Annotated in this window: 3 protein-coding genes; all 3 read left to right on the top strand. The window is 49.3% G+C overall.

All coding sequences use genetic code 11. The features are described 5' to 3' along the window. Nucleotides 1-63 precede the first annotated feature (63 nt). Genes XBJ1_RS04710 through rtxA form a run of 3 tightly spaced genes read left to right on the top strand, consistent with a single transcriptional unit; the run spans nt 64 to nt 15,116 of the window. Nucleotides 64-435: a hypothetical protein gene (locus XBJ1_RS04710; protein ID WP_012987646.1), complete on the top strand. Its 372-nt coding sequence runs from the start codon at nt 64-66 to the stop codon at nt 433-435. Between the two features lie 41 nt (nt 436-476). Beyond that, on the top strand, nt 477-938 hold the full coding sequence (gene rtxC / locus XBJ1_RS04705) for an RTX toxin-activating lysine-acyltransferase RtxC (RefSeq protein WP_012987645.1): 462 nt from the start codon (nt 477-479) through the stop codon (nt 936-938). A 27-nt stretch (nt 939-965) separates the two neighbouring features. Next, nucleotides 966-15,116, top strand: coding sequence for an MARTX multifunctional-autoprocessing repeats-in-toxin holotoxin RtxA (rtxA, locus tag XBJ1_RS04700; protein ID WP_012987644.1), 14,151 nt, complete (start codon nt 966-968; stop codon nt 15,114-15,116). Nucleotides 15,117-15,337: the final 221 nt, after the last annotated feature.

Raw genomic sequence — 15,337 nt, 5'->3', positions numbered from 1 at the left:
ACATTAAGTTTGAATTTAATATATTTGCAACATTAAATTTAAATTTATTTAATGGATAATGATATGTCTGAAAAATTCGTTCAAACCATTTCAAGTGTTAATTATAACAAAGGCGTGTTCTCTCTTTATTTTGTTGGACAAGAGCCTAACCGAATGGCAAATGGCATACTGGCTGAAAACGATCAGGAATTACAATTAAAGCAAGTGATTCACATGCCTGCATCCGGCTTTATGTATATGGTTTCCATGGTGAAAAGTATGCTTGAAGACCCTCGGATGGAAGCCGAAATGAATAAGCTGATCGCAGCCGGATTCTTGCCTGTACCTGAAATGAGTGAAGGTGAAATGCCAGCCCCAGCCGAGCCGGAAACTGCGGTTGCAGAGACCATTGAGCCTAAAAAACGCCCAGCCCGCGATACGGAAAAATCAAAATAATATCAGGTATCAGTAAAAACATATCAGATGGTTGCTAGCTTATGATGATCACACATCAACCGGCAACGCTGAGTGACACTGAAATACAAGCAATGATAGGTGGGGTGATGTTGCTTTGTCAGCATTCACCTTTACACCGACGCTATTTAGTTGCTGAGTGGCAACAGCGTATCTTTCCTTCATTCCAGCTCAATCAGTTTTGCTATTACGAAGATGAACACCAACGCCCAGTTGCTTTTTGTAATTGGGCTTTTTTGTCTGATAGCAGTCGGGATGCGATTCTTTCCGGTGAACGGGAGATTTCGCAGGAAGACTGGCGCTCAGGACAGCATATCTTTTTTCCGGAAATGATTGCCCCTTTTGGGCATGCGAAGAGTATCGCCCGTGATCTTCGCCGGCGTGTCTTTGCAGCATGGAAGGGGCAAAAAGCCTGTACTGTCCGGGGAATGCTGGACACACAAAATGACCACTGTATCCGTCGGGTACAGTGGTTTACCGTTTAATTTTTCTGCCCAATACCAGGATTACTTATGGGAAAATCATCCAACCGAAGTGCAGCATATGCCTTTACCGGTAAATATGAAGATGATAATGATGGAAATACAATACACGCCATCGGCATTGGCGGTGTCATTAACGCCTATGGCGGAAATGATTACATTGTCGTGGGTTCCGTTGGTGCAACCGTCAATACAACATGGGGGAACGATACTGTCGTGGGGGCGGCCGGGTATCTGAATATTAACGATACAAGCGGTACTCTGACGGTAAAAGGAGGTTCAGGTTATACCTCCATCAATAAAACAAGCGATGGCACGATAGATTTTGCTGGCGCTGCCGGTGGACTGAAAATCAATCACACAGGTGATAAGGGTCGAATCGATTATTCTGGCGCGTCTGGCTACAATGGCATCACCCGCAAGGGATGGGAAGGCGATTTCACTTTTAAGGGCGCAGGGGGGTATAACGAACTCTGGCATGAAACCAATCAGGGAAATTTCTACTTTGCTGGCGTGGGGGGTGGAAACAAGATTGATCGCACATGGTTCGACCGTTATCAGGGATCTCACGGCGATCTGACCTTTAACGGCGCTGGTGCGGCAAACATCATCAGTTCCAGAGTTGAAAGTGGTGATATTGTTTTTGCAGGCGCAGGAGCCGCTAACAATCTTGTCCGCAGGGGAAAAACCGGCAACGTCACCTTAACGGGTGCAGGGGCTTCTAACCGTATTGAACGTACCCGCCAGACCGATGACGTCTATTCTGAAACCAAAGGTGATATCAAGTTTGAAGGCGCGGGCGGTTATAACAGCCTGTATTCTGATGTTGCACACGGTAATATCCGTTTTGCAGGAGTGGGGGGGTATAACCATATTACCCGCAAGGGAACGGCCACTGACTTCGATAACGAAGGCATGGAATATGCCAAAGCCGAAGATATCGTGTTGAAAAATGCCACCATGAGTGGTGACTGGATTGGCTACAACGTGCAGGTGACAGGTCTTAAATCGGCACGGGAATCGAACACTTATCTGTTTGCGTTTGCTGATGGCATGTATACCAAAATCAACAAAGTTCAGCTCCGCAATGATCCTGAAACCGGCAAACTGATCTATCACTCGACGTCTTGGTATAAGGAAGGAAACCATCTCAAGACGTTAGATAAACAGGATATCTCTGTTCAGGGTGGTTTTAAGGATGTCAAGATTGACGGTGCTTACACCCTGTCAAACTTGACGGTTGAACACCAGCAATCTGTTACCGTTCACGCTGTTGAGGAAAAACTGGCTGAAGACCAATGGATGAATCATGGCGATGGCGTGCTGGTTGATGTGGCAGATGTCACATTATCAAATGCCAAAATGGGTGGCTATGCGATTGACAGTAAAGGAAGCACCGCTGATGTACAAGTGGTGAAATCCAACCATAAATCGAACACTTATATCTATGCCAAGCGAATCGATAAATACACCAAAATCGTGGTTATTGAACTGAGGAACGATCCAAAAACAGGCATGCTGCAATATAACGCACAGGCTTGGTTCAGTTTGGAAGATCGCATGGCGAAACTGGCGAACGAAGATATTTCTTCTGCTAATGGTTATCAGGCCGTGCCAGCGGGTATCTATACTCTGAGTGATCTTCATTACAGTACCAAGGCAGTACGTACAGCTTCAGGGCGCGTATCTGGCATGCACGAATACCGTGATCTGGCGTTATTCAAATCGGCGACCGGCAGCGGTGAAAGCTCCGGTGATGTCCGGTATACAGGCGCGGGTGGCGGCAACGTTATCCAATCGAACGTAACCCGAGGCAATGTCTATTTTGATGGAGCCGGTATTGCCAATGTTATTGAACATACTTCTGAGTTTGGTAACACGGAATTTAATGGCGGCGGAGCGGCGAACGTCATCGTCAAAAAAGGCAAAGAAGGCAACCTGACCTTCAACGGTGTCGGCATTGCCAACGTACTGCTGCATCAAGGCTTGCGTGGCGACATGGACGTGAATGCGGGTGGTGCGGCTAATATACTGGTTCGCGTCGGTGATGGCCGCTATCTTGCCCATCTTTTGGCGGTCGGCAATATCTCCATTCACAAGGGCAACGGCAACAGCCGTATCTCAATGAGCGGTGGTTTCAATACCCACACACAAATCGGTCATGGCGACGCATTCTGGTCTGGTGTCGGTGGCTTCAATGTCTTGACTCAAATGGGGAAAGGGCATGTTTCCTCAATTCTGCTGGGCGGCGCCAACGTTCTGAGCAAAGTTGGCGAAGGCGATCTTGAATCCGGCATGTTAGGCGGCGCCAACATCATTACCCATATCAGCAATGATCGTGAGACGTCCAACACGAAAGCCATCGCACTGGGTGGTGCCAATATCCTGACTAAAAAGGGCAAAGGAGACGTATTGTCGGTCATGGGCGGGGGTGCCAACGTTCTGACCCATGTTGGGGATGGCAAAACCACCGGTATCCTGCTGGGCGGCGCGAACATTCTGACTAAAGTCGGCAACGGCGATACCACGGGCATCATGTTGGGTCTTGGTAACATTCTGACTCATGTCGGTAATGGACAGACGCTGGGCGTGATGGCGGCGGCGGGTAACATTTTCACCAAAGTGGGAGAGGGTACAACCATCGCGGCTATGGTGGGTGCAGGTAACATTTTCACTCACGTTGGTCAGGGAAATGCCTGGGCGCTGATGGGGGGTATTGGGAATATCTTCACCAAAGTTGGCGATGGTGACGCACTGGCATTAATGTTGGCTGCCGGCAATGTGTTCACGCACGTGGGTGATGGTATGAGCGTGGCTTTGATGGTTGCCAAAGGCAACATTGCGACTAAAGTCGGCCATGGTGAAATGCTTTCTGCCATGATTGGCGAGGGCAATATCCTTACTCAGATTGGTAACGGTGACACCTTTGCCGCCATGCTGGGTAAGGCGAACATTCTGACTAAAGTCGGCAATGGTCTGACAGCCGCGTTGATGGTGAGTGAAGCCAACATTTATACCCATGTGGGTGATGGAACCAGCATCGGCCTGTTTGTGGGTTCTGTCAACGTGATGACCAAAGTGGGCAATGGAACCACCCTTGCGGCTATGTTTGGCAAAGCCAATATCATGACGCATGTCGGCGACGGTTTGACTGGTGTCCTTGCATTGGGCAAAGCCAACATCATGACAAAAGTCGGCAACGATTTCATGGGGGTTGTTGCGGCTTCTGAGGCTAACGTGGTGACCCATGTTGGTGGTGGCACCACAGCAGCCCTGCTGCTTGGCAAAGGCAACGTGCTGACCAAAGTGGGCGACGGAACCACCGTGGGCTTACTGGTTTCCAAAATCGGCAACGTCATGACTCATCTTGGTGATGGAACCACCATCGGGTTCGCCAAGGGTGAAGCCAACATCATTACCAAGTCGGGTGATGGGTTGGGCATCAATGCCGCTTGGGGCAAGGCCAACATCATGACCCATATTGGTGAGGGTGATCGCTATAACTTTGCCAAAGGTGAAGCGAATATCATCACTAAAGTGGGTGACGGACAGGAAATTACCGTAGTCCAGGGGCAAGCCAACATTGTGACTCATGTAGGCAATGGCGATGATTACACGGGTGCCTGGGGTAAGGCTAACGTGATCACCAAAGTGGGTGACGGACGTAATGTCGTACTTGCCAAAGGCGATGCCAATATCGTGACCCAGATCGGTAATGGGGATAGTTTCAACGCACTGTGGAGTCAGGGCAATGTTGTCACCAAAGTCGGTGATGGCATGCAGGTCACGGCAGCCAAAGGTAAAGGCAACATCACGACGACCGTAGGCAATGGCCTGAGTGTTACCACCGTCCACGGTGATCTGAATGTCAATACCAAAGTGGGTGATGGCGTTTCCGTCAATGTGGCCTGGGGCAAACTCAACGTCAATACCCGAGTGGGTGATGGCCTGAATGTTTCCGTCATGAAAGGTCAGGCAAATGCCAATATCCGTGTGGGTGACGGCTTAAACATTAACGCCTCTTATGCCCGCAATAACGTGGCGATTCAGGTGGGCAATGGCGATTTCTATAGCCTTGCCGTTGCAGAAAGCAATACCGAGAGTAATAAGCTGAGTGCCTTGTTTGGCAACGTGAAGCAGACACTGCTTGGTGTGGCAGGCAGTCAGGGTATCAGCCATCTGGTTAATGGAGACGAAGCCAACACATCGGGAACTCATAAGGGACGCGGTGCAATTGATCTGCCCGAAGTTTCTGCGCTGAATGGCTTCCAGTTGACTGAAGTGAAGCAGGTCACATCTGATTTGCAGCAAAGCCTGAAAGGTTCGGTGACAGGCGTTGATACTCCAGACATTGGCAGTATCCAGAATACCTTGGGCAATGAAAAACGGTTGAAGTCTAATCAATCGCGCAATCTCATTGTCAATGGAGACTTTGAGCAGGGCGCAGACGGCTGGCAGGCCACCAATGGTATTGAAGCCTCTTATGCTGCACAGGCCTATGGCCTTAGTAATGAGGGTCATGGCGAACGCGTCAGTGAACTCGATGCTGATACCCATGCTGATAAGGATTCTAATACCAGTATTTATCAGGATATTAGTGATCTCACTGCGAATGAATCCATCACGCTGAGTTTTGATTTTGCAAAACGCGCCGGTATTTCTGCGGACAACGGTATGGAAGTGTTGTGGAACGGAAAAACCGTGTTCTCGATTTCCGCAGGTAACGCGGAATGGCAAAACAAAACATTGTCATTAACCGCACAGACGGGCAGCAACCGGCTGGAGTTTAAAGGCACAGGCACAAATGATGGTCTGGGCTACATTCTGGATAATGTCGTTGCCAAATCTGAGCAGCCAGACAGTGCTATTGCTGACCATGTGCAGCAGGACGCCGCCGCACAGAATGCGTTACAGGATAAAGAAAAAGCCGAAGCGGATCGCCAGCGTCTGGAACAGGAAAGGGATACACAACTGGCCGCAGTTTCTGGCTCTCAGGCACAATTGGAAGCCACGGATCTGGAGGCGCTGAATAGGAATGGACAAGACCAGCGCGATGCAATAAATCATGAAGCCCAAGCTATTACCAAAGAATTGACGGAACAAGCTAAAGGGTTGTCAGCGCTCGATAGCCACAGTAAACATCATGGAAAATCCGGTGAACAGTGGCGAGCCCAATTTGCGGAGGGTTTGTTAGGACAGGTTCAGACACAACTGAATAGTGCAGACGAAACAGCACAGCAGCAGTTGGATCGCTCACAGCACGCGGCTTCAGAACGTTTCGGTGATCTCAGAGACGCAGTGGCCAAATCAGAAGCCGGAGTCAGCAAAGGCGAGCAAAACCAGCAGCAGTCTCAAAAAGAGATTGAACAGACCCGCACCAATGCCGAATTCAGGAAGCAGCAAGCCTTAAGCCAAAAGACACAGGCTGAACACGCTGAAAGTAACGCTAAAGCCGCAGTGCAGAAAGCCGGACAGCGTGGTCAACATGAAGTTTCTGAGGCAGACAGCCAGACAGCACGGGTGCAATCGGATGCCAAAGCCGCAAAACAGAGTGACAACTACAAACCGAACCGCACGGGTGCAGCAGGCAGTGGTCTGTCAGGCTCCGCCTATGAGTCCAATGCCGCTGAAAACCAGCCTGAGCGGGTAAAAACGGATAATCCTATCGGTTTTGCACCGAAAAATGAGACAAATACCGGGTTCAGTAAGGAATTACAATATCTGGATGAAGACCTCGACGAGTTGGCTGAGGCAAAAGAAGCATTGAATCGCTTACAGATCAATGCAACAAAACGCGGTAAAAATACCGGGGCTACCCTGATATCGGCTTATACAGAAACGTCTGTCGGTCAGCCGGTCAGCAAGACCGCAGATGTGTCTACCGAATGGGTCAGAAACACGCCGAAAATTTCCGGTCTGGATCTCAGTGGCCTGCAAGCACTGGGTGAAACCCATGTTCAGCAGGGATCTGCCGATGCACCAGAAATGTCTGCTACTGCCATCAGAGCGCAAAAAGTTGCAGATGTTTACCGTTGGCTGGACAGTGACAACAACATTGCTACAGATACTTATATTCCGGTGCCCGGGTTTGAGCGTGGGGATGCTGATATTCCCGAGAACATCAGACAGAAACTGGTGACCTTTATTGAAGGATACCTTGAGGGAACTGACAATAGTGTGCCGAAAGATCAAGTCGCCCCGTTGGCGAAACTGTTCGTTGATGCCACGATTGATTGTAACTGGGATAAGCGTGTCGAATTTGTCTCAAAACTGGAACAATATGGCTATAGTTTTGAGCCTGTCCATGGCGATAAAAGCATCGTGTCGTTCTGGTCTGGCAAAAACTTCAAGCAATACCGCAGTGTTCTTGATGCCGTGCAGACCGACGGCAAGAAAGTGGTTTACGATATTGATGTGAAAGGCAACTCTTTTGCCATCGAACTGAACAAAACCCTGATGCGTTGGGGCAACGTATATCTCGATTCTGACAATGCCGAACATAACGCATTACAAACGGCCATTAATACTTCGGCACGGAGCAACACCGGGTTCTGGAGCTCCCTCTATGCCACCGGATCACGCGATGATGTGTATGTGATCGCAGAAGGTGGCCTGCGTCTTGGCAACTACTTCTGGAATGTTGAACTGCCGGTATTGCGCCAATTGCAGCGTGAAGGGCTGGTGGGAGAAATCCGTCTGCTGGATAAACCTGCCCGTGAATATCAGGGTGCGGCACCGGAATCTATTGGTCGCAGGCTGACGGAAGCCGGCGTCTCTGTGAAAGCACGTTTTGATTCTCTCAGCATTGGCGAACAGGAAAGATTGCTTACGCTGAATCCGACTGGGTATAAGCCGGATACACTGATTGATCTCGACATAAAACTGAGCGCCATCGACAACATGTTGAATCAGGCATTGCCATTCTACGGACTGCGGACAGAGCGCAACCTGCTGGTACGTGAAGCTGATGATGAAGGCTTTGAAGTGCGCCGGTGGCCGGGTCATGATGGTGATGACTTCAAGACGATCATTGTGGAAGATGCGGGAGATCCGGCTCAGATCAGGGCCATTGAGCGTTTCATCCTCGCCAACTACGACGATTACGGAAAACTGCCGGATGCTTTGTATTTGGTGGCAGACCAGATTGTTTCCCACGAGCAGGGGCGTACCCGTATCGTGGCTAAAAAAGCGGATGGCAGTTGGAACTACAAACCGAAGACTGACTTGATGTCTGCCAGTGAGTTTAAGGATGCGGCTTACGTTAAAGGTAAAATCCTCGGTGACAGTTACCGCAACGTACTGGAAGCGTTCGGCAGTTACGAAAAAGCCCTGCAAAACGGCGCAGACTATGATCTGGATGTCGTGGAGAAACTCATCAGCCTGCATCAGCAAGTTGAAGGTTATCTATTGGGGCATCCTGATTCAAAACGCTTACCCGCCATGACAAACCTGTTGTCACAAATCAATGTGCGCATGGAAGAATCGCGGGTACTGGCGGAACCTACATTGACAAGTGTGGGTAAGGGCAATTTCAGTGAGTTGTATAACAAACTCGGCAATGCCAACCTCAAAGATTCAAAACATCTTTATATTGATGAGCAGGGTGATTTTGTTACCCGTGGTAAATCTAATATTCAGATAGCGATGAAAGCGGAAGGAGCGGAAAAAGCGGTCGAGCAGATCAAAGCCGCCGTGACCAGAGAATATGGTCAGGAAGTAGCAGAAACCGTCTTTTCAAACCTGAAATCCCGTGATTTGTCAAAAGATGGCAAAGGCATTGATGTGTCTGGCTTGAGAAAGGTGCATCAGGCAATTGAACAGCAACTGTCTCCGGTCAGTGCCACTCTGTTTGTCTGGAAACCGAGCGATCACAGCCAACTGGGACATGCCGCCCTGCAAATTGGGCAAGGGCGTTTTCAGGTTAGCGCAGAAGATGCCGAAGGCTTCAATGAGAAAAACTATGTGAGCTGGTGGCCGAAAGGCGGTAAATCGACCAGCCCTGGACACATTTTTAATGTTTCCACTGAGGAAAACCCAGACGTGAGTCTACGTTGGCGTGATCTCAGCCAGCCGGCTTCTCAGAATGAGACGCTGGCATTTGATGTCGGCTCTGAAGAAGGGGATAACTTTGGCTTGAAGGATGGGACATACAAGCTGGAGAAATTTATTGAAAAACTACAGGCTGCCAAAGGCGTTGATGCAAAATTCGAGGATATCAGCGAGGGCTTTGCCATGGCTGCGCTGGCTAACCCTAACCTGCTTAAATCAGCCGGTATACCTGAGCATATTTCCCGACCGTTTATCGAACAATGGGAAAATGGCAACATTGACATGCAGGACATTGGCCGAGATTTTGCCGAAGCACTGCGGACAGCCGCGAAACAGAAAGTCACGCCTGAGCTGACTGAAAAACGCATCACTAATATCATTCGTCAGTTTGCCGAACGTGAGTTGAGCGACATTCAGGATTTCAAGGCCAGCGAAGCCGATCAGGGACGTGTATTCCGCATCAATCTGGCAGGTTTGGATACTGCGGCAATGCAGACAGAATGGAACAAAATCAGCCAGAACCCTGATGCCCGCTATCAAATATTGAACGGTAACTGTTCAAGTATTGTAGCCAAAGTGCTCAAGGCAGGTGGAGCCGATAAAGTGATCGGTCATACATGGCGGCCAAATTTTGGTATCTGGACCCCAACCGAATTATTCAATTATGCACAGAAACTGCAAGAAGCGCAGATTGAGATAATAGCCAATAAGCCGAAACGCATTGTGGGTGAAGATCTGGAAGCGCTCGGCCAGCCGGATAAAAAAGACAACGTGCTGGAAAAAGTTGCCATTGACAACGACGGCAAACCACCGCGTGACAGAGAGCCCTTCAATCCGGTAACCCGCTTCCTAAACAATGAGCTTTACGGCGCTAAGGAAGAACGCCGCAATGTGTATGATTACACTCAAACGGCGCTGGACACGGCTGTGACCAACGGCACGGCGGATAAAGTCACGTTACGGGGCGACGCAGGGCGTCTGACCGGTTATTACCATCAGGGCGAACAGAAAACTGATGCGTCAGCCGAACCGAATACAGCGAAAAAAGTAGTCCTGTTCATTCATGGTTCTGGCTCCTCTGCGGAAGAACAAGCCAGTGTCATCAAGAATCAATACCAGAAGCAGGGTATCGATATGCTCGCAGTGAACCTGCGGGGTTATGGTTCCAGTGATGGCCGTCCGAGCGAAAAAGGGCTGTATCATGATGCCCGCACGATGTTCCGTTATTTGGTCAATGATCGCGGCGTCAGGCCGGAAAATATCATTATTCATGGCTATTCTATGGGCGGGCCAATTGCGGCTGATCTTGCCCGTTATGCCGAACGGAACGGACACACCGTTTCTGGCCTGCTGCTCGATAGACCAATGCCAAGTATGACCAAAGCGATTACTGCTCACGAAGTGCCAAACCCAGCAGGAATGACGGGCGTACTGGCAAAAGCGGTCAATGGTCAGTTCTCAGTAGAGAAAAACCTGCAGGGGAGCTCGAAGCAAACCCCAATCATGTTGTTGACCGATAATGAAGGCTTGGGTGAAGCGGGAGAAAAACTGCGCGCTAAACTGGTTATTGATGGCTATCAGGTATCGGGTGAACATACCTTCTATAGTCATGAGGCCAGCAGCCGGTTGATGAACCAATATGCTGAACAGATTGTGACAGGTTTGTTTGATGTGAAGCGTCAGCCGGATGAATCAACGGCACTTAAAGGTCTCAGGAGTGATCTGAAGCGCTATGGTGAAGCGCTGGAACCTCAGAAAAGTGCACCGGGTAAAACGAAAGATATCCGTGCGACGCAAGACTTTCTTACCGGTTATCAGCAAGGGCATGCAGAGCAGACCGTTGATGGTTTCCGTTCAGACATGAATATCAAACAACTGGTGGATCTGCTGGTTAAAGGTAACTGGACAGCAGAACAGAAAGGCTCACTGGCCTGGGAAATTGAGAGCAGAGCCTTGAAGGTGACCTTCCAGCCTCAGGCGGAGAAGCACAATCGGCTATTCAATGACGTTGTTTCGTCCGGGGTGGCTGATACCAAAGCGAGCAAGCATCTTGCACCACAATTGTTGTTATTGAACCTGTCGAATGACGGCTTTGGCGGACGTTGTGACCCATTGTCGAAACTGGTGCTGGTTGCGAAACAACTGGAAAACAATGGTCAGGATGGCGTTGCCCGTAAACTGCTGGAAAAAATGTATTCTGCGGCTGCGGTACTTAGCAATCCAACACTGTATTCAGACACTGAACGCGGCAATGCCAACAAACTATTGGGTTCTCTGGCTGCCCTTCATGCCCGGAACCCGATGCATGACACTTCCATAAAGGTGTGGCAGGAGAAGCTGGAAGATAAGCAGGCCTTGACCGTCAATGGCGTGATTGGGAAAGTGACTGCCGCAAATGCCGATGGCAAACCTGTTTTGCTTGAGCTGGATGCACCAGGCCATGCGATGGCTGCATGGGCGAAAGGCAGTGGTGATAATCGCGTTTATGGTTTCTACGATCCGAACGCGGGTATTGTCGAATTTTCATCTGCGGAGAAATTCGGCGATTACCTTACTCGTTTCTTCGGCAAATCTGGCCTGAACATGGAGCAAAGCTACAAACTGCCAAAAAATGCCGCGGGTGAAATTATCTTCAAACGTGTGGTGGTGATGGATGGCAGCGTACTGGCGACTTACAACCCGACAAGGGCTGACAAGACCACCATGCAGGGTATCCTTGATCTGAATATTTTTGATGAGACGCCAATAAAAACCCATTCAGATGTGGAAATTACCCATGAGGTGAAAGTCCCCCTCAAGGACAATCTACCGGAAGGCGTTGACCGTGTGGTTAACAACGAGAATGTCGAACATTGGGAGCCGGCTTTTGTCAAACCACAGGCAGAAGGGGGTGACAGTCGCTTTAACAGTCAGGTCATCATCCAGACGGAAAATGATCCTGTCGCAGCTAAGGCTGCCGCACGTCTGGCCGGTAAACATCCTGATTCAAGCGTGATTGTGCAACTTGATGCCAATGGCCGATATCGAGTGGTGTATGGTGATCCTGCGACGTTGTCCGGCAAACTGCGCTGGCAGATCGTCGGACATGGGCGTGATGAATCAGTACAGCACCACACTCGTATGAGTGGCTACAGTGCTGATGAACTCGCGTTGAAACTAAAACAGTTCCGTACCGACTTCAAGCAGGCCGGTTCGCCTGATCATATCAGTCTTGTCGGTTGTTCTTTGATCAGCGATGATAAACGCGATGGCTTTGCCCGTCACTTTATCTCAGAGCTTGATAAGCAGGGCATCCGAACCACGGTATCTGCCCGCAGCAGCGAGGTTGCGGTAGACAGCATTGGTCGTAAATTTACACGTAATGCCGAAGAACAGTGGGTTCATAAGCTCATGGACAACAAGATTGTTCTGGGCTGGAATGACAAGGGAGAGCTGGAAACCCACGCTGAACGGATCCGCCGTGGCATCTCTGAAAACGACATTAATTTGTCCCGTATCGGTCACATCGATACTGATGCGAAAGCGAAAGGCGCGATTGCAGAAAATGCAGAAACATTCCACGCCCCGGAACAGCACAAGAAGGTGAATGATGATGCATCAGCCACGTCATCGGCGAAGTCATCCAACAATAAACTGAGCTATTCCGGCAATATTCAGGTACAGGCGGGTGATGGCGAATTTACCGTCATCAACTGGGGAACGACCAACGTCGGTATCAAAGTCGGTACAGGTGGCTTCAAGTCACTGGCTTTTGGTGATAACAACGTCATGGTTCACCTGGGTAACGGTGATAGCAAACACAGCGTCAATATTGCCGGTTATCAGGCACTGGAAGGCGCGCAACTCTTTATGGGTAACCGAAATGTCAGCTTCAATATGGGACGCAGCAACGATCTGATCGTGATGATGGATAAATCCATTCCAACTCCCCCGTTGGTCAATCCATTTGATGGGGCTTCCCGTATATCTGGTGTCTTGCAGAACATTGCCGGCTCCTTTGAGTCACCAGATTGGCTGACCGCCCAAGATCAGCAGTGGACACTGGAGAGTGCGAAAAAATACGTCAGCGATCTGTCAGGTCTCGATCTGACCAGCAGTGTTGATTACAACACTCTGACCGATCTCGATACGGAGAATGAAAAAAGCAGTCGTGGCCTGAAAAGTGATATCGAAACCACACTGAACAAGAAATACAATCAGTGGTTGGGCAGGAACGGTAATGCTCGTGAAATGGGTAACGTCAGTCGGGCGGATAAATTCCGTCAGGAGAATGAAACGCTGGCCTTTAACTTCGCCGTTGGCGGGCAGGGTGCTGATATTCAGGTAACAACAGGTAACTGGAACTTTATGTTTGGTGACAATATCCAATCGATCCTGGATACCAACTTGGGTTCACTGTTTGGCCTGATGACACAGGAATACACTTCCACGGGTATGGCTAAAACCACGTTTACTTTCAGTCCGAAGGACTTACCACGCCAGCTTAAAAACAAGCTGCTCGGCAATCTGGCGGGTGTCAGTGCAGATACGACACTGGCAGATATCTTTGGTGTTGACTACACCGCGGATGGTCATATTGTTTCCCGTTCTGGTCAATCGGTTGATGGTGTTGCGATTCTGCGTGAAATGCTGGAAGTGATCGGTGAATTCAGTGGTAATCAACTACAGGCATTTACTGATCCGGCAAAACTGCTCGACAGCTTGGAAGCCGGGCTGAATACAGGGGCAGATGGTGTTAAATCTTTTGCGGAAAGCCACGGCCTGCAAGCAAAAGCGCCTGAGGAAAACAAAGAAGGGCATGTGTCAATCAGTACAGAGGGTAAACCTGTTCAGGAAGTCGCAGAATTACCATCAGATCGTGCCCTTGGCTTTAACCTGCCAAGCCTGTTCACAACCTTGTTCAAGCAGAATAAACAGGTTGAGATGGCATCACTGGTCGCTGATCTGAAACAGAATCTGACCGCTGATTTGCTGAACATACAGGACAAAACGTTTGACTTTCTGCGTAACAGCGGCCATCTGCAAGGTGACGGTGATATGCATGTCTCTCTCGGTAACTATAACTTTAACTGGGGCGGAGATGGCAAAGACCTTGGCGCTTATCTGGGGGATAACAACAACTTCTGGGGCGGTCGTGGTGATGACGTTTATTACTCCGTAGGAACCTCCAATATCTTCACCGGTGGTGAAGGTAATGATATGGGTGTTCTGATGGGGCGTGAGAACATGATGTTTGGTGGTGCGGGCAATGACGTTGCTGTACTGGCCGGACGCATTAACTACGCCTACATGGGCGACGGTGATGATCAGGTCTTTGTCTTCGGTGAAGGTGGTGTGATTGAGGGCGGCAAAGGGCGCGACTATATCGTGGCTTCCGGTAATTTCAATAGCATCCATGCAGGAGAAGGACAGGATTATGTTGTTGCCATTGGTAACAACAATCAGGTGAGTTTGGGGGAAGGCGACGACTTTGCCACCGTATTCGGCAACTATAACAACATTGATGGCAACGCCGGCAATAACGCGATCAAACTGATGGGTTATCACGCGGTGATCAATGGCGGTACGGGTGACGATCACCTGATTGCCAATGTAGCCTCCAAGTTCAGCCAATTGAACGGCGGCGATGGCGATGACCTGCTGGTACTGGGCGGATACCAAAACAACTTCAAGGGTGGCACGGGCGTTAATAGCTTTGTGGTCAGCGGGGATGTGATTGACAACGTGGTTGAAGATATCAAACGCGGCGACAAGATCATTTTCAACAACCTCAACTGGCAAAAGCTGTGGTTCCAGCGCAGCGGTTACGATTTGGTTCTGCTGACTGGCCGTGATGTGACAGACACCTCAGCACAAGGGAAGTTTGAGGCGATAGGTTCTGTGACCTTCAACGATTACTTCAATGGCAACCGTGCGGATATTGTCACCCAAATGGGAGACAAAGATACACAGGGTGAACGTGAATATACGGCGCTCTCTGCCAATTCGGTGGATTCGTTGGTTCAGGCGATGAGCGGGTTTGCACCAAATATGGGCGACACCGGCTTTATTGATACACTTGATAGCCAGACGAAATCGACTATTGTGACCGCTTGGGCGGACACCACAAGCGGAAAATCCAAACTGGCCTGATAGCCGGAAAGGGTTTTTAAGCAGTAATCTTCAGTAAATATAATGGCTCACGAAAGTGAGCCATTTTTTTGCGATGTCAGTAATACTGATATCACCTACAAATGAGACTAATATCACATTAATATAGTAGAGTTAAATATATCTATTTTTTAGATAAATCTGTTTTATTTATAAATCCCAATAACAAATTTACAGTTTATTCTTTCACTCGATGCTTTATT

The organism is Xenorhabdus bovienii SS-2004, from assembly GCF_000027225.1.
In the GTDB taxonomy this organism is placed as follows: Bacteria; Pseudomonadota; Gammaproteobacteria; order Enterobacterales; family Enterobacteriaceae; genus Xenorhabdus; species Xenorhabdus bovienii_C.
Note: the sequence above shows the minus strand (reverse complement) of the source record. Positions and strands in the feature narration are given on the sequence as shown.